The 24,477-nt window shown below is 65.6% G+C and carries 27 protein-coding genes and 1 other RNA gene; 22 read left to right on the top strand and 6 right to left on the bottom strand.

Annotated features, from left to right (window positions below):
* Positions 1-652 precede the first annotated feature (652 nt).
* Genes hda through RQH86_RS13305 form a run of 3 tightly spaced genes read right to left on the bottom strand, consistent with a single transcriptional unit; the run spans position 653 to position 3,629 of the window.
* A complete protein-coding gene (gene hda, locus RQH86_RS13295; protein WP_115513501.1) occupies positions 653-1,354 on the bottom strand; it encodes a DnaA regulatory inactivator Hda in 702 nt (233 codons plus the stop codon).
* Complete coding sequence (locus RQH86_RS13300; protein WP_311239288.1) at positions 1,351-2,520, bottom strand: AI-2E family transporter; 1,170 nt, start codon at positions 2,518-2,520, stop codon at positions 1,351-1,353. Before RQH86_RS13300 ends, hda begins: the two co-directional genes overlap by 4 nt.
* On the bottom strand, positions 2,517-3,629 hold the full coding sequence (locus RQH86_RS13305) for a DUF2066 domain-containing protein (protein ID WP_055849603.1): 1,113 nt from the start codon (positions 3,627-3,629) through the stop codon (positions 2,517-2,519). The genes RQH86_RS13300 and RQH86_RS13305 overlap by 4 nt, the downstream gene beginning before the upstream one ends.
* A 22-nt stretch (positions 3,630-3,651) precedes the next feature.
* Between RQH86_RS13305 and purM the strand changes: the two genes are divergently transcribed.
* The 6 genes from purM to RQH86_RS13335 all read left to right on the top strand — a co-directional run bounded on the left by purM (position 3,652) and on the right by RQH86_RS13335 (position 8,136).
* Positions 3,652-4,785 (top strand): phosphoribosylformylglycinamidine cyclo-ligase, encoded by a 1,134-nt coding sequence (gene purM, locus RQH86_RS13310; RefSeq protein WP_311239289.1) that lies wholly within the window; start codon positions 3,652-3,654, stop codon positions 4,783-4,785.
* Positions 4,786-4,800: 15 nt separating this feature from the next.
* Positions 4,801-5,259, top strand: a complete 459-nt coding sequence (locus RQH86_RS13315) for a hypothetical protein (RefSeq protein ID WP_311239290.1) — start codon at positions 4,801-4,803, stop codon at positions 5,257-5,259.
* A gap of 22 nt (positions 5,260-5,281) precedes the next feature.
* A complete protein-coding gene (locus RQH86_RS13320; protein WP_311239295.1) occupies positions 5,282-5,899 on the top strand; it encodes a DUF2238 domain-containing protein in 618 nt (205 codons plus the stop codon).
* The gene (gene purN / locus RQH86_RS13325; RefSeq protein ID WP_311239291.1) at positions 5,886-6,554 is read left to right on the top strand and encodes a phosphoribosylglycinamide formyltransferase; all 669 of its coding nucleotides are present in this window, start codon (positions 5,886-5,888) and stop codon (positions 6,552-6,554) included. The genes RQH86_RS13320 and purN overlap by 14 nt, the downstream gene beginning before the upstream one ends.
* Positions 6,555-6,619: 65 nt before the next feature.
* Positions 6,620-7,450, top strand: a complete 831-nt coding sequence (locus RQH86_RS13330) for a DUF3108 domain-containing protein (protein ID WP_311239292.1) — start codon at positions 6,620-6,622, stop codon at positions 7,448-7,450.
* Positions 7,451-7,452: 2 nt separating this feature from the next.
* The gene (locus RQH86_RS13335) at positions 7,453-8,136 is read left to right on the top strand and encodes a DUF3108 domain-containing protein (RefSeq protein ID WP_115554275.1); all 684 of its coding nucleotides are present in this window, start codon (positions 7,453-7,455) and stop codon (positions 8,134-8,136) included.
* 1,068 nt (positions 8,137-9,204) lie between these two features.
* Here RQH86_RS13335 and RQH86_RS13340 read toward each other — a convergent pair.
* The 3 genes from RQH86_RS13340 to RQH86_RS13350 all read right to left on the bottom strand — a co-directional run bounded on the left by RQH86_RS13340 (position 9,205) and on the right by RQH86_RS13350 (position 11,157).
* Positions 9,205-9,528 carry a hypothetical protein gene (locus RQH86_RS13340; protein ID WP_055849585.1) on the bottom strand — a complete coding sequence of 108 codons (324 nt, stop codon included), beginning with the start codon at positions 9,526-9,528 and terminating at the stop codon, positions 9,205-9,207.
* On the bottom strand, positions 9,525-10,799 hold the full coding sequence (gene murA / locus RQH86_RS13345; protein WP_055849581.1) for a UDP-N-acetylglucosamine 1-carboxyvinyltransferase: 1,275 nt from the start codon (positions 10,797-10,799) through the stop codon (positions 9,525-9,527). Before murA ends, RQH86_RS13340 begins: the two co-directional genes overlap by 4 nt.
* A 130-nt stretch (positions 10,800-10,929) precedes the next feature.
* Positions 10,930-11,157: a BolA family protein gene (locus RQH86_RS13350; RefSeq protein WP_017157709.1), complete on the bottom strand. Its 228-nt coding sequence runs from the start codon at positions 11,155-11,157 to the stop codon at positions 10,930-10,932.
* A gap of 53 nt (positions 11,158-11,210) precedes the next feature.
* Between RQH86_RS13350 and RQH86_RS13355 the strand changes: the two genes are divergently transcribed.
* From RQH86_RS13355 to RQH86_RS13430, 16 genes are all read left to right on the top strand, one after another.
* Complete coding sequence (locus RQH86_RS13355; protein ID WP_055849578.1) at positions 11,211-12,212, top strand: KpsF/GutQ family sugar-phosphate isomerase; 1,002 nt, start codon at positions 11,211-11,213, stop codon at positions 12,210-12,212.
* Between the two features lie 48 nt (positions 12,213-12,260).
* Positions 12,261-12,809 (top strand): HAD family hydrolase, encoded by a 549-nt coding sequence (locus RQH86_RS13360; protein WP_055849574.1) that lies wholly within the window; start codon positions 12,261-12,263, stop codon positions 12,807-12,809.
* Complete coding sequence (gene lptC, locus RQH86_RS13365) at positions 12,806-13,381, top strand: LPS export ABC transporter periplasmic protein LptC (RefSeq protein WP_115554277.1); 576 nt, start codon at positions 12,806-12,808, stop codon at positions 13,379-13,381. Before RQH86_RS13360 ends, lptC begins: the two co-directional genes overlap by 4 nt.
* A complete protein-coding gene (lptA, locus tag RQH86_RS13370) occupies positions 13,359-13,913 on the top strand; it encodes a lipopolysaccharide transport periplasmic protein LptA (protein ID WP_115513511.1) in 555 nt (184 codons plus the stop codon). Before lptC ends, lptA begins: the two co-directional genes overlap by 23 nt.
* Positions 13,913-14,632: an LPS export ABC transporter ATP-binding protein gene (gene lptB, locus RQH86_RS13375; RefSeq protein WP_055849562.1), complete on the top strand. Its 720-nt coding sequence runs from the start codon at positions 13,913-13,915 to the stop codon at positions 14,630-14,632. The genes lptA and lptB overlap by 1 nt, the downstream gene beginning before the upstream one ends.
* Positions 14,633-14,672: 40 nt before the next feature.
* Entirely contained in the window at positions 14,673-16,112 is a 1,440-nt protein-coding gene (locus RQH86_RS13380; protein WP_115513512.1) for an RNA polymerase factor sigma-54, read from the top strand.
* A gap of 87 nt (positions 16,113-16,199) precedes the next feature.
* On the top strand, positions 16,200-16,517 hold the full coding sequence (raiA, locus tag RQH86_RS13385; protein WP_011037930.1) for a ribosome-associated translation inhibitor RaiA: 318 nt from the start codon (positions 16,200-16,202) through the stop codon (positions 16,515-16,517).
* A 21-nt stretch (positions 16,518-16,538) separates the two neighbouring features.
* A complete protein-coding gene (locus tag RQH86_RS13390) occupies positions 16,539-16,997 on the top strand; it encodes a PTS sugar transporter subunit IIA (RefSeq protein ID WP_115513513.1) in 459 nt (152 codons plus the stop codon).
* Positions 16,994-17,944, top strand: coding sequence for an HPr(Ser) kinase/phosphatase (gene hprK, locus RQH86_RS13395; protein WP_055849551.1), 951 nt, complete (start codon positions 16,994-16,996; stop codon positions 17,942-17,944). The genes RQH86_RS13390 and hprK overlap by 4 nt, the downstream gene beginning before the upstream one ends.
* Positions 17,941-18,813 carry an RNase adapter RapZ gene (gene rapZ, locus RQH86_RS13400; protein WP_055849548.1) on the top strand — a complete coding sequence of 291 codons (873 nt, stop codon included), beginning with the start codon at positions 17,941-17,943 and terminating at the stop codon, positions 18,811-18,813. The genes hprK and rapZ overlap by 4 nt, the downstream gene beginning before the upstream one ends.
* Positions 18,814-19,306: 493 nt before the next feature.
* Positions 19,307-19,699: a PTS fructose IIA subunit family protein gene (locus tag RQH86_RS13405; protein ID WP_115528572.1), complete on the top strand. Its 393-nt coding sequence runs from the start codon at positions 19,307-19,309 to the stop codon at positions 19,697-19,699.
* A complete protein-coding gene (locus RQH86_RS13410) occupies positions 19,692-19,961 on the top strand; it encodes an HPr family phosphocarrier protein (RefSeq protein WP_005913389.1) in 270 nt (89 codons plus the stop codon). Before RQH86_RS13405 ends, RQH86_RS13410 begins: the two co-directional genes overlap by 8 nt.
* 58 nt (positions 19,962-20,019) lie before the next feature.
* Entirely contained in the window at positions 20,020-21,750 is a 1,731-nt protein-coding gene (gene ptsP / locus RQH86_RS13415; protein ID WP_115562563.1) for a phosphoenolpyruvate--protein phosphotransferase, read from the top strand.
* Between the two features lie 77 nt (positions 21,751-21,827).
* Positions 21,828-21,902, top strand: a non-coding RNA gene (locus RQH86_RS13420) — sX9 sRNA.
* Positions 21,903-22,172: 270 nt separating this feature from the next.
* The gene (gene mgtE, locus RQH86_RS13425) at positions 22,173-23,534 is read left to right on the top strand and encodes a magnesium transporter (RefSeq protein ID WP_055849537.1); all 1,362 of its coding nucleotides are present in this window, start codon (positions 22,173-22,175) and stop codon (positions 23,532-23,534) included.
* 97 nt (positions 23,535-23,631) lie between these two features.
* Positions 23,632-24,471 carry a prolyl oligopeptidase family serine peptidase gene (locus RQH86_RS13430; RefSeq protein WP_164497843.1) on the top strand — a complete coding sequence of 280 codons (840 nt, stop codon included), beginning with the start codon at positions 23,632-23,634 and terminating at the stop codon, positions 24,469-24,471.
* Positions 24,472-24,477: the final 6 nt, after the last annotated feature.

Here is a 24,477-nt window from a genome sequence, read left to right on the forward strand (position 1 = left end):
AGCGCATCGACAGAAACCTTCGAGCGCTGGCTCGCTGGTTGCAACGTGTTTGCCGCATGCGCCTTCGCCGACGGGTGAGGCGATGTCCGGACTGGCAATGGCATCGCTTGGACGAAAGGAGCTGATCAGACCGCACGTTAGCGGCCGCCCGCACCGCGACCACGCACACACCGACCATCTCGACGCGTCCTTGCCCGCCAACCGTTGACGGACCTTACGCGGCATGGATGCCGTGTAAGAACTTAGATGGACGTACTTGCAGCGTGTCCCGCGATGGTGCACGGGCAAGGGCCCTGCCGCGCACTCTCAATGTCGAGTGCGCGGTGCCCTCGCCGCTCGCGGGACACGCCGTAAACCCGTCCCTGGGGGCTCGATGGCGGCATCCATGCCGCCAACGGTCCCGCAAGCGGCGAGGACACCGCACCAGACAGTTGGCTGCTTTTTTGAAGAACGAGGACACCGCGCTAGAGCGTTGCTGGTTGCTTGCTGAAAACTCGACGCACCGACTGCCTCGGCTGGTCCTTGCCCGCCCACCCTCGCGAGAACTTATGAGGCTTGGATGCCGCGTAAGAACTTAGATGGGCGTACTTGCAGCGTGTCCCGCGATGGTTGGCAGGCAAGCGCCCTGCAAGACAGCCGCAAACCCACTGCATTACGCCCCGCGATCCTCAAGCACGCGACGCAGGAATGGCACCGTGATGCGGCGTTTGGCCGCCAACGACTCGCGATCCAGCCGATCCAGCAAGGCTACCAAGGTGGCAAGTTCGCGTTCGCTGTGCGTCAGTAGCCAGTCGATCGCCGCGTCGTCCAGCCCCAGCCCACGCCGCTGCGCACGATCGCGCAGCACTGCGGCGCGCGCCGCGTCGTCGGGCACCGGCAATCCGATCCGGATGCATTGCGACAGCCGCGAACGCAGATCCGGCAGCACCAGCGCCAAGCCATCGGGCATCTGCCGTGCGGTGTAGAGCAGGCTGATGCCGGCAGCGCGCGCACGATTGTGGAAATCGAATAGCGCCACCTCGTCGTCGCGTTGCCCGGCAATGCTGTCCACGCCGTCCAGTGCAACCAGGCTGCGCCCCTCCAATGCTTCGAGCGCATCGCGCAGGCGGCCGGCTGCTGCGTGCAGCGGCAGATACGCGGTTGCCCGCCCGGCCTGCTCGGCCGCTGCGCACACCGCCAGCGCCAGATGCGTCTTGCCGGTACCGGCGGGACCGGCAAGATAGAGCCAATCGCTCACCTGCCCGGCCGCCAGGGCCTGCAACTGCGCAAGCAGGCCCTCGGGCGCGGCAATGTAACTATCGAAACGCTGATCGGATGGCGCGCGCAACGCCAATGGCAACTGCGGCACGCTCACGACCGATCTGCGTCCTTGGTCGGGTCGATGATGAAGCTGCGCTCGGCCGTGGTGGACTGCAGCACGATACCGGCACGCTCGCCGGCGTACAGGTCGCTGCGGGTGTACTGCTCATGCGCATACCGCAGCAGCACGTTGGCCACCGCTGCCACCGGCAATGCCAGCAGCATGCCGAGGAAGCCGAACAACTGGCCGCCCGCCATCACCGCAAAGATCACCGCCACCGGATGCAGGCCGATCTTGTCGCCGACGATGCGCGGAGTGAGCAAATAACTTTCCAGCAGCTGCCCGACCGTGAACACCACGCCCACGCCGATCAGCAGTTTCAGATCCAGCCCCTGTGCCTGCACGATGGCCGCCAGCAGCGCCAGCACGATGCCGGTGGTTGCCCCCAGGTACGGAATGAAGCTGATGAAGCCGGCAATGATGCCGATCAACAATCCCAGGTTGAGCCCGATGATGGACAGCCCGGTAGCGTAGATCGCGCCCAGCGCCAGCATCACCAGGAACTGGCCGCGGATGAAGCCGCCCAGCACGTCGTTAGATTCCAGCGCCAGCCGGCTCACGGTGCCGATGTAGGCGCGCGGGATGACCGCCGCCACACGCTCGACCAGCCGGTCCCAGTCGCGCAGAAAGTAGAACGCCAGGATCGGCAGCAACGCCAGGTTGATCACCCAGGTCACCATCGCAAAGCCCGAGCGCGATACGTAACCGAAGAAGGTCTTGGCGGCACCGCCGGCCTGCTCCCAGTGGCTGCGGATCCAGTCGATCAAACGCTCCGGATCCAGCCAGCCCATCAGCTCCACGCCGGTCTTGGCTTCCAGCCACGGAATGGCCGTACTGATTGCCCAGGTGCGCATCTGCGGCAAGGCATCGATCAGGGTCATGATCTGACGTTCGATCATCGGCACCAGAATCATCAGCGCCAGCACGAACAGCAGCAGCGCCAAGACGAATACCAACGCCACCGCCATGTTGCGCGAACGGCCGGCACGTTCAATGCGGTCCACCAATGGGTCGCCCAGCCAGGCCAGCAGCAATGCCAGCACGAACGGCGTCAGGATCGGGGACAGCAGCGAGACCACCCACAGCACGCCGACAATGACCGCCACCCATTTGAGGCGACGCAGGAATAAGGCGATTTCGGCTTCGGGAGTTAACGTCATTTGAGGCGGTACTCGGCGTGCTCGTTGTCGAGAATGATCGGGCCTTCAGTCGGTACCGAGACCGACACAAGGGGGCTGTTGTCGCCGAGCATACGGTTGAGCCCAGAAATACCCGTGAGCAGTTCCAGATCTACTTCCATGCGATCGCCGTTGGCGCTGACCGGGCGAATGCTGCGTACCACCGACACGCTCTGCAGTGCGGCGGCGACCCGCAGGTAATCGTCGGCGCTGTGGATGCCGGTGATCACTGCGCGGTACACGCCCGGCACCCCCGAATCCACGCGCTTGGCGTAGCGCTTGACCAAGGCATCGGCGGCACCATCGGCACCGGCTGCCATCGCGCGGCGCGCATCGCCGTCGCTGCTGCTCCAGCTGGACAACACGTTGCCGTTGTCCACGAACACCCAGTCGGCGGTCCAGCCGGCATCATTGCGGTAGAGCTTGCCGATCAGCTGCATCGGCGGGCTGTATTTGGCCGACGCGCGCGACACCGCGGCGGTGTCCTTGCGCCAGATCGCACCGGCCAGCGCCTGCTCGGCGGCCGCTCCGCCCGGCAGGCCAAGCCGGTAGCCGCGCTCGATCGCACGGTCGAGCACGCTGCGTGCGGCATTGGCCTGGGAAACGCCGACCAGGCGCGGGCCGCTGCCGTCATCGATGGCCAGCCACAGCACCGGCTTGGGACGTGGCAGCGGCCACACCGGCAGGCCGAGGGCGGCGATCAAGCTATCCACATCGGACTGGCGAAAACGCGCGACCAGGGTGGTGCGGAAGGTCGGCGCACCCGTGCGCGAGGTGCCCTGATCCTGGCGGTAGTCGTAGTGTTCGACGTAGTTGGGCGCATTGCGCAGCGCCTGCGGGACGCCGGGGCGGCTCATCACCGAGCGATCGCCGGAGACCTTGCCGAGCACGGCGCCCAGCGCGCGCGCCAGGGCACCGGGGCGATCGGATTCGCCCTGGCTGTTGACCGGCACTTCGGCGTCGTAGGCACTTTGCGCCTTGGCGACGTCGCCTTCGGTACGCAGATCGGCCTGCGCAAAGGCCGGAACCACAGGCATGGCGACCACGAGGGCAAGAAAGAAAGCGAGACTGCGGCGCATCGACGGTTCCATGGTGTAAGCGTATCCGGGTGAATTGTTGCCCGAATGGGGCGCTAGCGCCAACGTGGCTGTTAAAATCGCCGCCTTTACTGCCGAGCCACCCACGCCCGTGACCAGCCCAACGCCTTCCACTCCCTCGCCCATGACCTACCGCGACGCGGGTGTCGACATCGATGCCGGCAATGCCCTAGTCGAACGCATCAAGCCACTGGTCAAGCGCAGCTTCCGGCCGGAGGTGATGGGTGGCCTGGGCGGCTTTGGCGCGCTGTTCGACCTGTCGGGCAAGTACAAGGAGCCGGTACTGGTCTCCGGCACCGACGGCGTGGGCACCAAGCTCAAGCTGGCACAGCAACTGGGCCGCCACGACACCATCGGCATCGACCTGGTCGGCATGTGCGTCAACGACGTGCTGGTGCAGGGCGCCGAGCCGCTGTTCTTCCTGGACTACTTCGCCACCGGCAAGCTCGACGTGGACACCGCCGCAGCGGTGGTCGGCGGCATCGCGCGCGGCTGCGAGCTGTCCGGTTGCGCCTTGATCGGTGGCGAAACCGCCGAAATGCCCGACATGTACCCGCCCGGCGAATACGACCTGGCCGGCTTCACCGTGGGTGCGGTGGAAAAATCGCAGCTACTGGACGGCGCGCAGGTGCGCGAGGGCGATGTGCTGATCGGCATCGCGTCCTCCGGCCCGCATTCCAACGGGTATTCGCTGATCCGCAAGATCTACGAACGTGCCGGCGCGCCGGCAGAGCATGTACTGGACGACGGCACCAAACTGATCGACGCACTGATGGCGCCGACCGCGCTGTACGTCAAGCCAGTGCTGGCGTTGCTCAAGTCGCACGGCGAAACGATCCACGCCATGGCGCACATCACCGGCGGCGGGCTCACCGAAAACATCATCCGCGTGATTCCCGACGGCCTGGGCCTGGACATTGATGCCAAGGCATGGGCCTTGCCGCCGGTGTTCGCCTGGCTGCAGCGCGAAGGCGCGGTGGCCGATGCCGAAATGTGGCGCACCTTCAACTGCGGTATCGGCTTTGTGCTGATCGCCTCGCCCGAGCAGGCCGTCACGCTGGAACAGGGGCTGGACGCGCAATCGCTGGCGCATTGGCGCATTGGCCACGTGGTCGCCGCGCAAGGCGACGAACGCGTGCGGATTGGCTGAGCCAAGGAGACCTGCATGGACGCTTTCACACCTGCCCTGCCGACGCCGGCCAGCGCCGATGACCTGCAGCACCTCAAGCTGCTGTCGATCTTTCATTACGTGCTGGCCGGCATCACCGCGCTGTTTTCACTGTTTCCGCTGATCCATCTGTTCATGGGGCTGGCCATCGTCACCGGGCACTTGCCGATGAACGGCAACAACGGCGAAACGGCACCGGACGAGATGCGGATGTTCGGCTGGATCTTCGTGGTGTTTGCGGCCGCGATCATCATCTGCGGCCTGACCCTGGCCGGCTTCATGGCCTATGCCGGCCGTTGTATCGCCCAGCGCCGGCGCCATCTGCTGTGCCTGGTCGTGGCGGGCATTTCGTGCTCCTTCATGCCGTTCGGCACCGTGCTTGGCGTCTTTACGCTGGTCACCTTGTTGCGCCCTCAGGTCAAGGCACTGTTCGGCCCTGCCGCAACCGCCGCCTGAGAGCTACGTGATCACCCGGACCCTGCGCCGCGCCAAACCGGCTGCGTTGACCGTCACCATCGCGGTGTTCCTGGCGAGCTGGATCACACCGCTGTGGCCGGTCGAACAGGCCTTGCATAGTTCGCTGACCGTGATCGGGTTGATCGCACTGGTGTGGGCCGACCGTCGCTGGCCGCTGGAGAACGCCGCCTTCGTGGCGATCTGCGTGTTTATCGGATTGCACTGCATCGGCGCGCGCTGGCTGTATTCCAACGTGCCCTACGAGCAATGGAGCATGCAGTTAGTGCACTGGTCGCCCAGCGCCACGTTCGGCTGGACGCGCAATCATTTCGACCGCTTGATCCACCTGCTGTTCGGGCTGTGCTTCACGCCGGCCATTGCGCAACTGGCATTGCGGCTGTGGCCACGGCTGACACTGCGGCAGGCCTTTGCGCTGACGGTGATGAGCATCATGTGCGCCAGCCTGGTCTACGAGTGGTTCGAGTGGGGCATTGCGCTGCTGCTGTCGCCACAGGCCGCCGAAGCCTACAACGGCCAGCAGGGCGACCCCTGGGACGCGCACACCGACATGCTGCTGGCAACCCTGGGCAGCCTGGCGGCCTACCCCGCGGTGAGGACACTGTTCAATGCTCGCAACTGATCCCCGCCTGCGCCTGGCCGTGCTGGCCTCCGGCCGCGGTAGCAATCTGCAGGCCATCCTTGACGCGATCGCCAGCGGGCGCTTGCACGCAGAAGTGGTCGGGGTGTTTTCCGACCGTCCGCAGGCGCCGGCGCTTCAAAAAATGGACGCAGCGCGCCGTTGGAGCGCCAGCCCGCGCGACTTCGCCGACCGCGACACCTTCGACGCTGCGCTGGGCGATGCCATCGCCGTCGTACAGCCGGACTGGGTCATCTGCGCCGGCTACATGCGCATTCTGGGCGAGCCATTGGTGCGGCGCTTTGCCGGGCGGATGCTCAATATCCACCCGTCCCTGCTGCCCAAGTACCGTGGCTTGCACACCCATGCGCGCGCGCTGGAGGCCGGCGATACCGAGCACGGCGCCAGCGTGCATCTGGTGGTACCCGAACTGGATGCCGGCAGCGTGATCGCACAGGCCCGCGTGCCGGTGCTCCCCGGCGACAGCCCCGAGCAATTGGCCGCACGCGTTCTGGCCCGCGAGCACCCGCTGCTGCTCGCCACACTGGACCTGCTGGCCAGCGGACGCCTGCAGGTGGACGGCGATGCGGTGCATGTCGACGGTCAGTGCCTGTTTACGCCACTACGACTAGAGTCCGCTGACGCCGCGCTCGCCTGAATGCGGATACGCCCCCCTCATCCCGTCTCGGACATCCTTGTGGCCCCGTGCCTCAACTCCCGCGCATGAAAGCCATCCCGATCGCCGCCGCGCTGTTGACCACGGCCCTGCTTTGCCAGGCCGGCGCAGGCCGTGCGCAACAGGCAGCGGCCCCGCCGGCAACTGCTGCGCAACCACCTGCCACGCCTGTTCCGCCGGTTGCCCCCGCGGCTGCAGCCGCGCTGCCGGCAAGCACCTGGACGCCGCCGCCGCTGGAGCCTTTCGTGGCGACCTACCAGGCGTTCTACCGCGGCAAGGAGGCCGGCGATGCCACCATGCAGGTCAGCCACGGCGAAGGCAGCCAGTGGCGCATCGACATGTCGGTCCGCGGCCGCAAGGGCTTCGCCAGCATCCTGGGCTTGAACCTGGAACAGAGCACGGTATTTCGCGTCGATGGCGACACCTATGTGCCGTTGAGCCAGAGCACCGTGCGCAAGGCGATGTTCTTCGGCAAAAAAGTCACCGGCGTCTACAACTGGCAAGCCGGCACCGCGCAGTGGGACGGCGACCTGAAGAAAGAGCGTCAGCAACCCATTCCACTGCAGCACGGCGATCAAAGCGCACTGTCGTTGAATTTGTCGCTGATGCGCGATGCGCAGCCCGGCCGCAGCCTGAGCTACCGCTATGTCGATGTGGGCCGGGTGCGCAAATACGATTACCGCGCCGCCGACACCACCGAGGTGGTGCAGGTCGGCGACCTGAGCTACGACGCGTTGCGCGTGTACCGCGTCAACAGCGGCGACAACGAAACCATCCTCTGGATCGCCAACGGGGTTCCGACTCCGGTGCGCATCCTGCAACGTGACAAAGGTGAGGATCAGGTCGATCTCCGCCTGGTCGAATACCAAGGAGTCTGACCATGAAAACCTTCTCTCGCACCAGCGCCTTGATCGCCGCCGCCGCACTGGCCGTGGCCAGCCTGCCGGCATTCGCGATGCAGCCATTCCAGGCCGATTACTCCGCCAATTACATGGGCATGCAGGCCAACGGCACGATGACGCTGGCCGCGGCCGGCGCCAACCAGTGGCGCTACACGCTGACCATCCAGAACCAGCTGGCCAATCTGACCCAGAGCACAGTGTTCGAAGAAACCAGTGGCCAGCTGCGCCCGGTCAGCAGCAACGACACCTCGTCGATGATGGTCAAGCGCCGCAACGTCACTGCCAATTACGACTGGAAAACCAGCCAGGCGACATGGGCCGGCGATATCAAGCCGGACCGTCGCGGCCCGGTCAAACTGCAGCCTGGCGACATGGACGCGTTGCTGATCAACCTGGCGATCACCCGCGATGTGGCCGCCGGCAAGCCGCTCAACTACCGCATGGTGGACGAGGGCCGCATCAAGCCGATGAGCTACAAGGTGATCGGCAAGGAAACCATCACCGTCAACGGCAAGCAGGAACAGGCCACCAAGGTTTCGCGCGTGGATGGCGACAAGGAATTGATCGCCTGGGTGGTCAAGGACCTGCCGGTGCCGGCGCGTCTGTTGCAGAAGGAAAAAGGCCAGGACGCGCTGGACCTGACCATCAAGTCGCTGCGTTAAGCGCGTCAAACCGTCGACCAAAGGACTGATTGCCACCATAGTCCCGGTCGTAAAGTCATTTAGTGCAGTCGTAAAGTCGTTTTAGTGCAGTCAAACGCTTACTGAGTCGAGGGCGCGATGCCCTCACCGCTCGCGGGACACGCCGTGAATCCTTCCTTGGAGGCTCGGTGGCGGCATCCATGCCGCCACACGGTCCCGCAATCGGTGAGGACACCGCGCCAGAGAGTTAGTCGGTTGTTTTGTTGAAAACATGCACACCGATCATCTCGACGGGTCCTTGTCCGCTCACCGCCGAGGCACCTTACGCGGCATCAATACAATGCCGCATAAGAGCTTGCAAGGACGTACTTGCAGCGTGTCCTGCGATGGTGCGCGGGTAAGGGCTCCGCAGCAAACTCGCGGCGGTGAGGACACCGCGCCAGAGAGTTAGTCGGTTGTTTTGTTGAAAACATGCACACCGATCATCTCGACGGGTCATTGTGCGCTCACCGCCGAGGGACCTTACGCGGCATCAATGCAATGCCGCATAAGAGCTTGCAAGGACGTACTTGCAGCGTGTCCTTCGATGGTGAGCGGGTAAGGGCTCTGCAGCAAACTCGCGGCGTCGAGGGCGCGGCGCCCTCACCGCTCGCGGGACACGCCGTGAACCCATCCCTGGGGGCTCGGTGGCGGCATCCATGCCGCCACACGGTCCCGCAATCGGTGAGGACACCGCGCCAGGAAGTTGGTCGGTTAGCCAAGTAAAAGGTTGCCATCTCGCGGGTTGCATTGGCTTGCGAGTACGGCTGCAACTACATGAGATCCAGCGCATCAGAAGCACGTCATGCACTGCTTGCACCATGACCACCGACCATCATGACTGGTCCTTGCCCGGCCACCGTCGCGGGACCTTACGCGGCATGGATGCCGCGTAAGAGCTTACAAGGACGTACTTGCAGCGTGTCCCGCGACGGTGGGCGGGCAAGGGCCCTGCAACGAAGCCGCAGATCAGCCGCTCCACAAGTGATCTGTCCGCGCTGACCTATCACTTGCTCCAATGGTGATCCATCCGCACGCACCTATCCCTTCTCAGGGCTTGGCAGCAGCCTTGTCATCGCCGGTACTGAACACCGTGCGGCAATCCACGCGAATCTGCGCGTCGTTCTTGCGCCAATAGAACAGATCGCAATGGCGCTTGCCTTCGACGGTCTTTTTTACCGCCACCGCATAGAACGATTGCGCGATCTCGTTGCGGCTGGCGTTGCCGTCGCCGTTCCAGTCCATGTCCTTGAACTCGACGCCCTGGGTGATGGCCATGCCCACGCTCCAGGCGTAGGCCAGCCACGCCAGGATCAGCACGATCACGCCGAGCAGGATCTTGCGTCGGGTGGTGAAGCGCCCGCGCAGGATCATGCGATGCGCTGGATGGTCGCACCCAGCGCCCCCAGCTTCTCCTCGATGTTTTCGTACCCACGGTCCAGGTGGTAGATGCGATCGATGGTGGTGTCGCCATCGGCCACCAGCCCGGCCAGGATCAACGAGGCCGACGCGCGCAGATCGGTCGCCATCACCGGCGCGCCGCTGAGGCGTTCGGCACCGCGCACGATGGCGGTATGGCCTTCGACCTGGATATCCGCGCCCAGGCGCAGCAGTTCGTTGACGTGCATGAAGCGGTTTTCGAAGATCGTTTCGTTGATCACGCCCACGCCATCGGCCACGCAGTTGAGCGCCATGAATTGCGCCTGCATGTCGGTGGGAAACGCCGGGTACGGCGCGGTGGTCAGGTTGACCGCGCGCGGGCGCTTGCCGTGCATGTCCAGGGTGACGCTGTCGGCGGTGGTGGTGATGGTGGCGCCGGCTTCGGTGAGCTTGTCCAGCACCGCATCCAGGGTGTCCGGACGCGCGCGACGCACGGTGACGCTGCCACCGGTCATCGCCGCAGCGACCAGGAAGGTGCCGGTTTCGATGCGATCCGGCAGCACCGCGTGGTGCCCGCCCCCCAGACGCTCGACGCCGTGCACCACGATGCGCGGCGTACCGGCACCTTCGATCTGCGCACCGAGCGCGATCAGGCAGTCGGCCAGGTCGGTGACCTCCGGCTCCATCGCCGCGTTTTCCAGCACCGTGGTGCCTTCGGCCAGCACCGCGGCCATCAGCACGTTTTCGGTGCCGGTGACGCTGACCATGTCGAACACATAACGGCCGCCCTTCAGACGCCCATTGCTGGTGGCCTTGATGTAGCCGTTTTCTACGCTGATCTCCGCACCCAGCGCCTGCAGGCCCTTGATGTGCTGGTCCACCGGGCGCGAACCGATCGCGCAACCGCCGGGCAGCGACACTTCGGCGGTGCCGTAGCGCGCCAGCAGCGGGCCCAGCACCAGGATCGAGGCGCGCATGGTCTTGACCAGCTCGTACGGGGCAACCTGATGGGTCACCGAGCGCGGATCGACCAGGATCGAGCGGCCCTTGGCCAGCGTGCCTTCGTCGATGGTGACCTCGGCGCCCAGCTCGCTGAGCAGCTTCACCGTGGTGATCACATCGTGCAGGTGCGGCACGTTACTGATTTCCACCGGCGCATCGGCCAGCAGGGTGGCGCACAGGATCGGCAGCACTGCGTTCTTGGCGCCGGAAATATTGACTTCGCCATGCAGCGCTTGGCCGCCGGTCACTACGATTTTTGCCATGGGAGCTTGGGAGATCCGAAATAGATGTCGGGGGAATGAGATTTCGCGGGATTAAGAGCTGAGACAACGGCGTGCGGACGGCGCGACCCGGCGGCACTGCGGCCGGGGCCGGTCTGCCCGACGGCGCCGCTCAGCCTTCGTCGGGGGTCAGCGTCTTGAGCTGCAGCGCGTGGATCGCGCCACCCATCAAATCGCCCAGGGTCGCGTAGACCATGCGGTGGCGCGCCAACGGGGCCTTGCCGGCGAATGCCGGGCTGACCACGGTCGCCTCGAAGTGCACACCGTCGTCGCCGTGCACGTCGACGCGGGCTTCGGGCAAGCCGGATTCGATGAGTTTACGGATGGTTTCGGCGTCCACAGGGCGTTTCCTCATAAAATGAGCGCACATTCTACTCTTCACCCGAGTCCCGCATGGCCGTCTCGCACCTGCCCACCGCCACCGTCAGCGACGCCAGCCTAGTCGCCAGCGGCCAGCGCGTGCTGGAGATCGAGCGTGAAGCCCTCGCCAGCGTGGGCGCGCGCATCGGCAGCGCGTTCGCCGCGGCCTGCCGGCTGGTGCTGGCGTCGCGCGGGCGGGTGGTGGCCACCGGCATGGGCAAATCCGGCCATATCGCGCGCAAGATCGCCGCCACCCTGGCCTCCACCGGCACCCCGGCGTTCTTCGTGCATCCCGGTGAAGCCGGGCATGGCGACCTGGGCATGATCACCGAAGCCGATATCGTGCTGGCGCTGTCGTATTCGGGCGAATCGGACGAAGTGCGCATGCTGCTGCCGGTGCTCAAGCGCCAGGGCAACCCGATCATCGCCATGACCGGCCGCCCCGGCTCCAGTCTGGCCCTGGCCGCCGACGTGCACCTGGATGTCAGCGTCTCCGCCGAGGCCTGCCCGCTGCACCTGGCACCGACCTCCAGCACCACTGCCTCGCTGGCAATGGGCGATGCGCTGGCGGTGGCGCTGCTGGATGCGCGCGGTTTTACCGCCGACGACTTTGCGCGCTCGCACCCGGCTGGCAGCCTGGGCCGGCGCCTGCTGCTGCACATCACCGACGTCATGCACGGCGGCGATGATCTGCCCAGCGTGCGCGAAGATGCCAGCCTGAGCCAGGCGCTGATGGAAATGAGCCGCAAGCGCCTGGGCATGACGGCGGTGGTCGACAACGACGGTCGCCTGATCGGGCTATTTACCGACGGCGACCTGCGCCGCGCGCTGGATAGCGACATCGACGTGCGCAGCGCCGGCATTGCCGAGGTGATGACGCGCAATCCGCGCACCATCGGCGCCGACCAGCTGGCCGCCGAGGCCGCGCGGCTGATGGAGGACTACAAGATCAATGGCCTGATCGTGGTGGACGCGCAGCAGCGCGCCGTCGGCGCATTGAACATTCACGACCTGTTGCGCGCCAAGGTGGTTTAACAGGTTCAGTTTTCAACTGCGGAACCCCGTTCTCACCCATTCGTGCCGATGCCCTACTCTCCCTTGCAGCACCTCCCCGCCGAGCTGATCGAACGCGCCGCGCGTATCCGCCTGGCCTGTTTCGACGTCGACGGCACCCTGACCGACGGGCGCCTGTACTACGACCACGCCGGCAATGAGAGCAAGTCCTTCAATGTGCTCGACGGCCAGGGCCTCAAACAGCTGGACCATGCCGGCATCCACGTGGCACTGATCACCGCGCGCGCCAGCCTGTCGGCGGAAAAGCGCGGCCAGGATCTGGGCCTGCACGTGCAGATCGGGGTCAAGAACAAGCGCCTGGCGGTGCTGGCGCTGTGCCAGGAACACGGCCTGTCGCTGGACCAGGTGTTGTTCATGGGCGACGACCTGCCCGACCTGCCGGCGTTACTGGCGGTTGGCCTGCCGGTGGCACCGGCCAATGCGCACCCCTGGATCGCCGAGCGCGTGCAGTGGCACACCCAGGCCCGTGGCGGCGAAGGCGCCGCCCGTGAGGTCTGCGATGTGGTGCTCGCCGCGCAAGGCCAGGTCGAGGGCATCATCGAAAGGTTTTCCGCATGAACTTGAACTGGCGCACCACGCTAGGCGTCGTGTTGTTTGCTGCGGCCGCCATCTCCGGCTGGTCGGCATGGCAGCAGCGCGCGCGCCCGGTTGCGGCAGCGGTGGACGAGTCGAAAGTCGACTACGTGCTGCGCGACTTCGAACTGATCGCCCTGGACAAGCAGAGCGGCAAGGAATCGATGACGCTGCGCGCGCCGGAAATGCACCGCAACCGCGCCGATCAGACCTCCGACATCACCACGCCGGTGTTCTTGCTGCCCGACAACGCCAACCAGCCGTGGACGCTGCGCGCCAAGACCGGCTGGGTCAGCCCCAAGGGCGACGAGCTGCGCTTGCGCGGTGATGTCGAAGGGGACAGCCCGACCGCCGGCGCGACGCCGCCCACCACCTTCCGTACCGAGAGTCTGGACGTGTTTCCGCAGCAAAACCTCGCCAAGACCGCTGCTCCGGTGACCATGCGCCGGCCGGGTATCATGCAAAGCGGGGTCGGCTTCGAGGCCGATCTCAAATCACGCCAGTACAAGCTCCTTTCTCAGGTCAAGACCCGCTATGAACCGAATGCTGCCCGCTAAACTGGCGTTTGCCGCGCTGCTGTTGCCTGCCATGGCGATGGCCAAGACCAGCGATCGCAATCAGCCGATGGCGATCGACTCCAATGCCAACGACTGCAACATGCTCGACGACAGCGGCAAGTGCCGCTTCAGCGGCAATGTGGTGATCACCCAGGGCACGCTGGAAATCCACGCCGATACCGCCGACATCTTCCAGAAGAACGGCCAGACCGACCGTGTGGTGCTCAACGGCAAGCAGGCCACGCTCAAGCAGCAGATGGACGACGGCGCGATGATGAACGGCCAGGCCGACAACATCGAATACAAGGTCGCCGACGAGATCATCATTCTGACCGGCAACTACAAGGTCGACTCGCCCAAGGGCACCAACGCCGGCCAGCGCATGGTCTACAACACCAAGACCGGCAATATGCAGAGCGGCGGCGATGGCAGCCGCGTGCGCACCATCATCCAGCCCAAGAATGCAGCCCCCGCCGCGGCAACGCCGGCACCGGCCGCCAAGCCTGCTGCCAAGCCGCAGGGGAAGAAGTAATGCTGGTCGCCACCGGTCTGCGCAAGAAGTACAAGCAACGCGAAGTGGTCAAGGAATTCGGCCTCACGCTCGAGGCTGGCGAAGTGGTCGGCCTGCTCGGCCCCAACGGTGCCGGCAAGACCACCTGCTTCTACATGATCGTGGGCCTGGTCGAAGCCGACGCCGGGCGCATCGAGCTGGATGGACGCGACCTTACCGCCGAGCCGATGTACGCACGCGCCAAGCTCGGCGTGGGGTACCTGCCGCAGGAACCGTCGATCTTCCGCAAGCTCACCGTGGCCGACAACATCCGGCTGGTGCTGGAACTGCGCGAGGAACTGGACACCGCCGGCCGCGAGAAGGAACTGGTTTCGCTGCTGGAAGAATTGCAGATCACCCACGTGGCCGATCAGCTCGGCGCCAGCCTCTCCGGTGGCGAGCGCCGCCGCTGCGAGATCGCCCGCGCGCTGGCCGCAAAGCCGCGCATGATGCTGCTCGACGAACCGTTTGCCGGCGTGGATCCGATTTCGGTCGGCGAGATCCAGCGCATCATCATTCACCTCAAGGAACGCGGCATCGGCGTGCTGATCACCGATCACAACGTGCGTGAGACCTTGGGAATCTGCGACCGCGCGTATATCCTCGCCGAGGGGGGCGTGCTGGCGCAGGGGGCACCTGACGCGCTGCTAGCCAATCCCGACGTCCGTCGCGTGTATCTGGGGGAAACTTTCCGCCTTTGAGCGCGTCGCCGCGCCATCGATTCTTCCAGTCAGTGCCCGCATGAAAGCCCGGCTTCAGACATCGCTAGGACAGCAGCTGGTCATGACGCCGCAATTGCGTCAGGCGATCAAGCTATTGCAGATGTCCACCACCGAGCTGGAACTGGAAATCGCCGAAGCGGTGGAAACCAACCCGCTGCTGGAATGGGCCGACGAAGCCGCACATGCGGCCGGCGACACACCGGTGGAGTCCTCGCCGTCCTCGTCCACCGAGGAACCCCAGCGCGAAGAACCGGCGCCTGCCGAACGCGACGACGATTGGTCGCAGGACGAATTGCAGTGGACCGGCTCGGGCAGCGGTGGCAGTTTCGACGATGACGAGTCCGGCGATGCCGCCGAGCGCGTGGCCGAATCGGAAACCCTGGCCGACCATCTCCTGTGGCAGCTGCACCTGTCGCCGTTGTCGCCACGCGACCGCCAGATTGGCGCGATGCTGATCGACGCGCTGGACGAAGACGGTTATCTGCGCGAACCGCTGTCGGCCATTCTCGAAACACTGGCGCTGGGCGCTGCGGTGGACGAGGCGGAAGTGCTGACCGTGCTGCATCAGATCCAGCGCTTCGACCCGGTCGGGGTGGGTGCGCGCACGCTGGGCGAGTGTCTGGCGCTGCAGCTGGCGGTGCTCGACCCGGCCATCCCGGGGCGCGACCTGGCGCTGCAGATCGTCGCCGGCCCGCTGGAACGGCTGCCGCGTGCCGGTGTGCCCGGCCTGGCGCACGAACTCAAGCGCTCCGCCGCCGATGTCGAACAGGCCGTGCAGCTGGTGCGCTCGCTGGACCCGCGCCCCGGCAAGCAGATCGGCGACCTGTCGCAGGACACCTACGTGGTGCCCGACTGCGTGATCTGGCGCCAGCGCGGCGTCTGGCGCGCGTCGCTGGCCGGCCGCTCGCAGCCCAAGGTCACCATCCATCGTGGCTACGAGAACCTGATCCGCAGCTGCGGCGAATCCGACGCCGGATATCTGCGCGGGCAATTGCAGGAGGCCCGCTGGCTGCTCAAGAGCCTGGAAGCCCGTGGCGAAACCCTGCTGCGGGTGGTGCGTTGCCTGTTGCAGCACCAGGCCGGGTTTCTGGAATTCGGCGCGCAGGCGCTGCGCCCGCTGACCCTGCGCGAGATCGCTGGCGAGCTCGGCCTGCACGAATCCACCATTTCCCGCGCCATTGCCCGCAAATACGTGCGCACCCCGCGCGGCACCATCGCGCTGCGCTCGTTCTTTGCCTCCGGCATCGACACCGACAGCGGCGGCGAAGCGTCCAGCACCGCCATCCAGGCCATGATTCGGCGCCTGATCGACGCAGAAAACCCGCGCAAACCCTTGTCGGACGCCAAGTTGGCAGATCTGTTGAAAACTTCCGGCGTACCAGTGGCGCGGCGCACCGTTGCGAAGTATCGTGAGGCCATGAACATTTCCGCCTCCCACGAACGCGTACGCATCGCCTGACGTTGCAACCACCGCAACGCCGGCCTGCGCCGGGTTAGTCGGATCACCGGAACGGTTCATTGGCCCACCGACCAATGGAGGTATCCGATGCGCATCGAGACATATGGCCACCAGCTTGAAGTGACCCCCGCCCTGCGGGACTACGTGGCAAGCAAGCTGCAGCGACTGCAGCGCCATTTCGACCAGCACTGCGAAGTTCGAACGCAGCTGGCGGTTCGCAAGCCAGACCACCACGTGGTCGCCACCGTCAACCTTCCCGGTCGCACCCTGCACGCGGATGCCAGCGGTTCCACCATGTATGCGGCCATCGACCTGCTGGTCGACAAGCTCGACCGCCTGGTGCTCAAGCACAAAGAAAAGAAATGTAACCACCACGCACGCGAGGTGCGCGACAATCCCGCATGACGCTTCCCGCTTGATGCCCTCATGCCTTTAACCGATCTGATGGCGGCCGTGCGCACCGTGGTGTCGCCGGCCGCCGATCGCGACACCGTCCTGCACACCGCCGCCGAGTTGCTGTCCTGCCGACAGGCCGGCGCCGACGAGCTCTACGCCAACCTGTGCGAGCGCGAGGCCCTGGGCAGTACCGCCATCGGCCACGGTATCGCCATTCCGCATGGACGCTGCCCCAATCTGACCGAACCCCGCGGCGCGCTGCTGCGGCTGGACGCCCCGGTCGCGTTCGGCGGCGACGAACCGGTGGATCTGGTATTCGCCATGGCGGTGCCTGCGCACTACACCCACCAACACCTGATGCTGTTGTCGGAACTGGCCGAGCGCTTCTCCGACCCGCAGTTCCGTCAGCAGCTGCGCGCCGCGCCCGATGCCGACGCGCTGATGGCCCTGCTCACCGATGCGCCTCCACCACAGGCCAGCGCGGCATGAATACCAGCATCACCGCACGCGAATTGTTCGACCAGCAGCGCGACAAGCTGGCGCTGCGCTGGGTCGCCGGGCAGAAGGGCGAGCACCGCGAGATCGAGGCCGGCAGCAACAATGCCCGCCGCCCGTCGCTGGCCGGCTATCTCAATGTGATCTATCCCAACAAGGTGCAGATCCTGGGCACCGAAGAGCTGGCCTGGCTGGATTCGCTGGACGCGCGGCAGCGCTGGGAAACCATCGAAAAGATCATCCAGGTGCAGCCGCTGGCACTGGCGATCAGCAAGAACCAGTCGTGCCCGGAAGATCTGCGCGCGGCGGCCGATGAGTCCAATACCCCGCTGTGGATCTCGCCCAAGCGCGGCCATGAGCTGCTCAATCACCTCTCCTACCACCTGGCGCGCACGCTGGCGCCGCGGGTCACGCTGCATGGCGTGTTCATGGAGATCTATTCGATCGGCGTGCTGATCACCGGCGAAGCCGGCTCGGGCAAGAGCGAGCTGGCGCTGGAACTGCTCAGCCGCGGCCACCGCCTGGTAGCCGATGACGCGCCGGAATTCACCCAGATCGCCCCCGACGTGCTCGATGGCACCTGCCCCGAACTGCTGCAGGATCTGCTGGAAGTGCGCGGCCTGGGCGTGTTGAACGTGCGCGACATGTTTGGCGACACCGCGGTGAAGAAGAACAAGTACCTGCGCCTGATCGTGCACCTGACCCGGCCGATGACCGAACCCATGCCGTCCGGCTACGAGCGCCTGACCGGCGATTCCGGCAGCCGCCACGTGCTGGATCTGGATGTGCCGCTGATTACCCTGCCGGTGATGCCGGGCCGCAACCTGGCCGTGCTCACCGAGGCCGCCACCCGGCTGCATATTCTGCGCACCAAGGGCATCGACCCGGCGGCGATGTTCATCGCCCGCCACAGCAACCTGCTGGAGCGACGCACGCCATGAGCATCACGCCCTCCACGCTGATGATCGTGAGCGGGCTGTCCGGCTCGGGCAAATCGGTCGCGCTGAAAACTTTCGAAGACCTGGATTACTACTGCTCGGACAATCTGCCGGTCGAGCTGCTGCCAGACTTCGTCAAGAGCCGCCTGCGCGGCAACCCGATCGGCGACCAGCGCCTGGCGGTCGGTATCGACGTGCGCAGCCGCAGCGACCTCACCCAGCTGGCGCAATGGCGCCAGGCCGCGCAGGAATACGGCATCGAGGCACGCCTGCTGTTTTTCGAAGCCAGCGACGAAGCGCTGATCAAACGCTATGCCGACACCCGTCGCCGTCATCCGCTGAGCCATCTCGGCCTGGCGTTGCCGGAGGCGATCACCCGCGAGCGGCAGTTGACCGAGCCGCTACGCGCGCAGGCCGACGCCATCATCGATACCAGCACGCTCAACGTGCATCAGTTGCGTCGCCGCGTGGTCACCGAGTTTGCGCTCGGCTCCAACGACCGCCTGTCGCTGCTGTTCGAATCGTTCGCCTACAAGCGCGGCGTGCCGGCCGAAGCCGACTTCGTGTTCGATGCGCGCGTGCTGCCCAATCCGCACTGGGACCCGGAACTGCGACCGCTCACCGGCCGCGATGCCGGCGTGCGCAACTATCTGGATAACGAGGCGGACGTGCAGCGCTACAGCGCGCAGATCGTGGACCTGCTCGATACCTGGCTGCCGCGGCTGCGCAACGACACCCGCAGCTACGTGACCATCGCCTTCGGCTGCACCGGCGGCAAGCATCGCTCGGTATACATGGCCGAACGCATGGCGCGGCATGCGCGCGAACAGGGCTGGCCGGAAGTGGCGACGTTTCATCGTGAGCAGGACTGATTGGGGCCGGGATTTGGAATTCGGGATTGGGGATTCGTCAAAGCGATCAAGCGCTGTCCTGCGTGCTGTGACGAATTTGACTGAACTGGCTTGGTAGGTTTCGTTTGCGGGTTGACGCGTTGCCTACGCGTCGTTGGCGTGGATCGCGGGACTGGATGTAGCTGGCGCGCCTTGTTGCGGCTTGCTTAGTTTTTATGCGGCATCGTGGATTGCAGGTGCTTGGACATGCGCGTGCGCTTTTCAGAACCTGTAGGCCTCATTCTTTATCTGGACGTGCACTGCTCCGCAAAGTGCGAACTGCAGCGCTCGCTTGCTGTGCGTTCGGCAGCGACCTGATGCACGTCATGGATCATTCGTCACAGCCGCTGCAACGCGCTTGTTGCGCGCCGCGCATGCGCTCTGTTGCTGCGGTCCTAAACGGCTATTCAGTTCGCAACGCATCGGTGCGGGTAAACGCTATCGCGCGGTCACGCTGACCTGTTAACGTTTCGACATGGCCTGTGGCATTCTCCTCATTACTCATCCCGGCATCGGCGCAGCGTTGTTGAACGTGGCGACGGGGCTGTTGCGGCATTTGCCGCTGAAGACCGAAGCATTCGATGTGCCGTTCGATGCAGACCTGGACGCATTGTTGCCCCAGGCCTCGACGGCGATGCGTCGGGTCGACAGCGGCGACGGCGTGCTGGTCATGACCGACCTGTACGGCGCAAGCCCCAGCAATCTCGCCAGCCGGTTGGCCAAGCTGGGCACGCCGGTTCGCCGGGTGTCTGCGCTGAGCCTGCCGATGCTGCTGCGGGTGATGAATTACCCAGAACAAAGTTTGCAGGAGCTGCCCGCCACCGCGGCGGCCGGTACCCGCAACGGAGCGATCATCGACGATGCTTGAACGCGAACTCATTGTGTCCAACCGACTCGGACTGCATGCGCGGGCAACCGCCAAGCTGGTGCAGACGCTGTCGTCCTATCGCAGCAACGCCACGCTGGCGGCCAAGGGCCGCGAGGTGAACGCCAAGAGCATCATGGGCGTGATGTTGCTGGCCGCCGGCCAAGGCACCAGCGTGGTGGTGCGCCTGGATGGCGAAGACGAAGCCGAGGCCTTGCAGGCCCTGGTGGACTTGTTCGAGCGTCGTTTCGACGAGGACAGCTGAGCATGCGCGGCGTCGGCGCCGTTGCGACCGACACGGCGCCGCTGCGCCAGGCACACGCATGAGTCTGCGCCTGCGCGGACATGGCGCCTCGCGCGGCAATGCGCTCGGGCGCGCGCGCGTACGCCAGAGCCACACGCTGGAAGTGGCCGAACAACGCGTGCCCGCCAACCAGGTGGAAACGCAGTTGCAGCGCCTGCACACTGCCATCGAGGCAGCACGCGTCGAAATGCAGGAGCTGCGCGACCGCCTGCATGGCGCGCTGGCACGCGAAGTCGGCGAATTTCTCGAACTGCATGCGCTGCTGCTGGACGACCCGGAATTGCTGCAGGGGCTGGATGAGCTGATCCGCACCCACCGCTACAGTGCCGACTACGCGCTGCGTGTGCAGCGCGACCGGCTGGCGGCAGTGTTCGATGGCATGGAAGACGCGTATCTCAAGAGTCGCATGGACGACCTGGATCACGTGATCGGCCGCATCCATGCGTTCTTGCACAAGCGTGCGCCCGATCTCAAGGGCGTGGCCGGCGAGATCCTGGTTTGCGACAACGTGGCGCCATCCGAACTGGCGCAGCTGCAGGCGCAAGGCGTGGTCGGCATCGTCACCACCGCAGGCAGCGCGCTGTCGCATAGCGCGATCCTGGCGCGCAGCCTGCATCTGCCGCTGGTGGTGGGCGTGGCCGATGCGGTGCAGCGGATCGACGATGGCGATGTCCTGATCGTCGATGCCGGCTCCGGCCAGGTGATCGTCGACCCCACGCCCGACCATCTGCGCGACTACCGCGAGCGTTTACGCACGCTGGCCAAGGAGCAGCGCGAACTGGGCCGGCTGCGCTCCAAGCCCACGCGCACCCGCGACAACGTCGATATCACCCTGCTGGCCAACGCCGAGTCGCTGGAAGACGTCGCGCGCGCGCATGCGCTGGGCGCCAGCGGCCTGGGCCTGTACCGCACCGAATTCCTGTTCCTGCAGCGCAACGAGCTGCCCGACGAAGACGAGCAGTTCCAGACCTATCGCGACACCGTACTGGGCATGAGCGGCCGCCCGGTAACCATTCGCACGCTGGATCTGGGCGCCGACAAGGCCGACCGCACCGGCCTGACCTTGAGCGACGAAGACAACCCGGCCCTGGGCCTGCGTGGCGTGCGCCTGTCGCTGGCACGCCCTGCGGTGGCGCAGGCGCAGTTGCGCGCGATCCTGCGCGCCTCCGGCTACGGCCCGGTGCGCATTCTGGTGCCGATGGTCAGCGGCCGCGAAGAAATCCAGTTGGTGCGCAAACAGCTGAAAAAGCTCACCGCGCAGCTGCGCGACGAAGGCCACGAGATTGCCGAGCACATTCCGCTCGGCGCGATGATCGAGGTGCCTGCCGCGGCGCTGGCGCTGGATTGCTTTATCGACGACATCGATTTCCTGTCGATCGGCACAAACGATCTGGTGCAGTACCTGCTGGCGGTGGATCGCAATAACGAGGCGCTGGGCGAGTTGTATTCGCCATTGCATCCGGCAGTGTTGCGGCTGATTGCGCAGGTGATCGCCACCGGGCGGGCCTACGGCAAGCCGGTGGCGGTGTGCGGCGAGATTGCCGGCGACCCGCGGTTCGTGCCGATGTTGCTGGCGTTGGGGCTCACCGAGTTCAGCCTGCACCCGGCCACCTTGCTGGAAGTGCGCCGCGCGGTACGCGACATCCACCTGGGCGAGCTGCGCGTGCATGGCGACAAACTATTGCGCGCACGCGACCGCAAGGGCATCGAGAAGTGGCTGGCCTGCAATGCGCAGGCTGTGTTGCGGTAGCGCCACGGGCGACTGAGAGCAGCCAATAAAACGACTGTGTTCACCGCCATGCGTGCGCAGCCGTTGCTCGGTGCGGCATGTACCACACGGACATCCGGTTCCTCCGCGCAGCCCGCACCCAGCTGAAGACTGCTCGCTACGTGTTGTTAGCCGATCTGATCGCCTCTGCCCTGCGCGCACCGCGACACGCAGAGTCGGCCATTTCATAGCCACTTGCGCACGCCGCACGTCTTTCACCCGATGCGGCAAGCGCCGGCGCAATGCCCTCACCCTTTCAGGGCGCTTGCCGCGTCGCTTCGGCAATCTGCATGCGTCTCGCCACGCCGCTGTATGTTTCGTCACCATGCGCAAGCGATAATGCCGTGCTGATCCAGCACCGCGTCTCCTACTGACGGCGCGTCCACTCTTCCGGGGAGCCGCGCATGGCCGAAGCCGTCCGCCACGACAAGACTGCGCGCCAGCTACGATTGCTGTCCGACGCGCTGGATAGCGGACGCCTGGGGCCGGTACGCCGGCTGGTCAACACGCTGGCGCCGGCGGAGATCGGCAACCTGCTCGAATCGCTGCCGCCCGGCAAGCGCGAAGTGGTGTGGGGTCTGGTCGACCCGGAAGACGATGGCGAAGTGCTGCTGCATGTCGGCGACGAAGTGCGCGAAAGCCTGCTGGCCGACATGGACACCGATGAAATCGTCGCCGCGGTCGAAGACCTGGACATCGACGATCTGGCCAATCTGGTCGAAGACCTGCCCGACACCGTCATCGACGAAGTGCTCAAGTCGATGGACCGCGAGAACCGCGAGCGGCTGGAGCAGGTGCTGTCGTATCCGGAAGACACCGCCGGCCGCCTGATGAACCCGGACGTGGTGACGGTGCGCGCCGACGTCAATGTCGATGTGGTGCTGCGCTATCTGCGCCTGCGCGGCGAGCTGCCCGATCACACCGATCACCTGTATGTGGTGAGCCGACGTCATCAGTACCTGGGCCGTGTGTCGCTGGCCGCGCTGGTTACGCATGAGGACAGTACGCCGGTCAACCGGTTGATCGACGACGAACAACCGGCGATCGATGTGGGCGATGGCTCGGACGAGGTGGCGCGGCGCTTCTCCGATCACGACTGGATCTCCGCCCCGGTGGTGGACGACAACAACATCCTGCTCGGTCGCATCACCATCGATGACGTGGTGGACATCATCCGCGAGCAGGCCGAGCACCAGGCCATGAGCGCGGCCGGTCTGGACGAAGACGAGGACATGTTCAGCCCGGCGCGGCGTGCATTCCGTCGCCGGCTGATCTGGCTGGGCATCAATCTATGCACCGCTTTTCTGGCCTCCAGCGTGGTCAGCCGCTTCGAAGGCACCATCGAAAAACTGGTGGCGCTTGCGGCATTGATGCCGATCGTGGCCGGCATGGGCGGCAACGCCGGCACCCAGGTGCTGGCGCTGATGGTGCGCGGCCTGGCGCTGGGGCAGATCGGCTCGTCCAACGTGATGACCCTGCTCAAGAAGGAACTCACGGTCGCGCTGATCAACGGCCTGTTCCTGGGCGTGGGGCTTGGCCTGATCGTGCTGGCCTGGTTCCGTCAGCCGATGCTGTCGCTGGTGATCGGCACCGCGCTGACCTTGAACATGCTCACCGCTGCCTTCGGTGGCGTGCTGGTGCCGGTGACGCTCAAACGGTTGGGCTTCGATCCGGCGCTGGCCGGCGGCGTGATCCTGACCACATTGACCGACGTGATGGGCTTTTTGAGCTTCCTGGGCCTGGCCACGTTGATCCTGATGCCGTGAGCGCGGGCGCCTGATCGTGTGCACGCGCAGCCAAGAGTGAAGAACCGCATGACGCGCCCATGCCGATCGCCGCAGCGCGACGTGCCAGCGCGGCTGCATGCGGCGATACTGCAGCTCTGTGATCGATGGGGAGTGCTGCGTGATCGTTCGTTGCGTCTTACTTGCAATTCTTGCGCTGGTGCTCGCCGGTTGCTCCAGCATGGCTGAGCGCCAGCACGACGGGCGGCGCGGCCACTTCGTCGCCCGCACCCTGCAGCTGGAGGGCCGGCTATACCGCTATCAGGTGTTCGTGCCGGCCGCCAAGGCGCCGCAGCCACGGCCGATCGTGTTGTTTCTGCATGGCTCGGGCGAGCGCGGCGACAACGGTCGCGATCAGGCCGAAGTCGGCGTCGGGCCTTACCTGAGCGAACACACCGCCGAATTCCCTGCACTGGTGGTATTGCCGCAGGTGCCCGACGACGAGGAATGGCTGGGCATCAATGCGCGCATGGCGATCGCTGCGCTGGATGCGGCCAGCGCCGAGTTCGCTGCCGACCCGCAACGCACCTACCTCACCGGCATCTCGATGGGCGGCTATGGGGCGTGGGAAATCGGGCTGATGCAGCCGCAGCGATTCGCCGCGATCGTGCCGGTCTGCGGCGCGCTCAAGGCGCCACGCGACGAGCGCCACACGCTGTACGTCAGCCTGGTGGCCAAGGAAGCCGACCCGTACACGGCGGCGGTCACCCAGCTCAAGCACGTCCCGATCTGGACGTTCCATGGCGCCAAGGACACCTCCGTGCCACCGCACGACGACCGCGCGCTGTACCGCGCGGCAAAAGGCGTGGGCGCCAACCTGCGCTACAGCGAATATCCCGAAGGCAACCACAACGTCTGGGACGCGACCTACGCGGACCCGGCGATGTGGGAATGGATGTTCAAGCAGCGCCTGCGCTGAGCGTGT

Source organism: Xanthomonas sp. WCS2018Noco2-27 (assembly GCF_031843525.1).
GTDB lineage: Bacteria > Pseudomonadota > Gammaproteobacteria > Xanthomonadales > Xanthomonadaceae > Xanthomonas.

Bases quoted from the DNA above. Each gene is read 5' to 3' on its own strand.
- RQH86_RS13300 (WP_311239288.1), bottom strand. From the start codon at position 2,520: ATGACGTTAACTCCCGAAGCCGAAATCGCCTTATTCCTGCGTCGCCTC.
- RQH86_RS13305 (WP_055849603.1), bottom strand. From the start codon at position 3,629: ATGGAACCGTCGATGCGCCGCAGTCTCGCTTTCTTTCTTGCCCTCGTG.
- RQH86_RS13315 (WP_311239290.1), top strand. From the start codon at position 4,801: ATGGACGCTTTCACACCTGCCCTGCCGACGCCGGCCAGCGCCGATGAC.
- purN (WP_311239291.1), top strand. From the start codon at position 5,886: ATGCTCGCAACTGATCCCCGCCTGCGCCTGGCCGTGCTGGCCTCCGGC.
- RQH86_RS13330 (WP_311239292.1), top strand. From the start codon at position 6,620: ATGAAAGCCATCCCGATCGCCGCCGCGCTGTTGACCACGGCCCTGCTT.
- RQH86_RS13335 (WP_115554275.1), top strand. From the start codon at position 7,453: ATGAAAACCTTCTCTCGCACCAGCGCCTTGATCGCCGCCGCCGCACTG.
- RQH86_RS13340 (WP_055849585.1), bottom strand. From the start codon at position 9,528: ATGATCCTGCGCGGGCGCTTCACCACCCGACGCAAGATCCTGCTCGGC.
- murA (WP_055849581.1), bottom strand. From the start codon at position 10,799: ATGGCAAAAATCGTAGTGACCGGCGGCCAAGCGCTGCATGGCGAAGTC.
- RQH86_RS13355 (WP_055849578.1), top strand. From the start codon at position 11,211: ATGGCCGTCTCGCACCTGCCCACCGCCACCGTCAGCGACGCCAGCCTA.
- RQH86_RS13360 (WP_055849574.1), top strand. From the start codon at position 12,261: ATGCCCTACTCTCCCTTGCAGCACCTCCCCGCCGAGCTGATCGAACGC.
- lptC (WP_115554277.1), top strand. From the start codon at position 12,806: ATGAACTTGAACTGGCGCACCACGCTAGGCGTCGTGTTGTTTGCTGCG.
- lptA (WP_115513511.1), top strand. From the start codon at position 13,359: ATGAACCGAATGCTGCCCGCTAAACTGGCGTTTGCCGCGCTGCTGTTG.
- lptB (WP_055849562.1), top strand. From the start codon at position 13,913: ATGCTGGTCGCCACCGGTCTGCGCAAGAAGTACAAGCAACGCGAAGTG.
- RQH86_RS13380 (WP_115513512.1), top strand. From the start codon at position 14,673: ATGAAAGCCCGGCTTCAGACATCGCTAGGACAGCAGCTGGTCATGACG.
- raiA (WP_011037930.1), top strand. From the start codon at position 16,200: ATGCGCATCGAGACATATGGCCACCAGCTTGAAGTGACCCCCGCCCTG.
- RQH86_RS13390 (WP_115513513.1), top strand. From the start codon at position 16,539: ATGCCTTTAACCGATCTGATGGCGGCCGTGCGCACCGTGGTGTCGCCG.
- hprK (WP_055849551.1), top strand. From the start codon at position 16,994: ATGAATACCAGCATCACCGCACGCGAATTGTTCGACCAGCAGCGCGAC.
- rapZ (WP_055849548.1), top strand. From the start codon at position 17,941: ATGAGCATCACGCCCTCCACGCTGATGATCGTGAGCGGGCTGTCCGGC.
- RQH86_RS13405 (WP_115528572.1), top strand. From the start codon at position 19,307: ATGGCCTGTGGCATTCTCCTCATTACTCATCCCGGCATCGGCGCAGCG.
- RQH86_RS13410 (WP_005913389.1), top strand. From the start codon at position 19,692: ATGCTTGAACGCGAACTCATTGTGTCCAACCGACTCGGACTGCATGCG.
- ptsP (WP_115562563.1), top strand. From the start codon at position 20,020: ATGAGTCTGCGCCTGCGCGGACATGGCGCCTCGCGCGGCAATGCGCTC.
- mgtE (WP_055849537.1), top strand. From the start codon at position 22,173: ATGGCCGAAGCCGTCCGCCACGACAAGACTGCGCGCCAGCTACGATTG.
- RQH86_RS13430 (WP_164497843.1), top strand. From the start codon at position 23,632: ATGCGGCGATACTGCAGCTCTGTGATCGATGGGGAGTGCTGCGTGATC.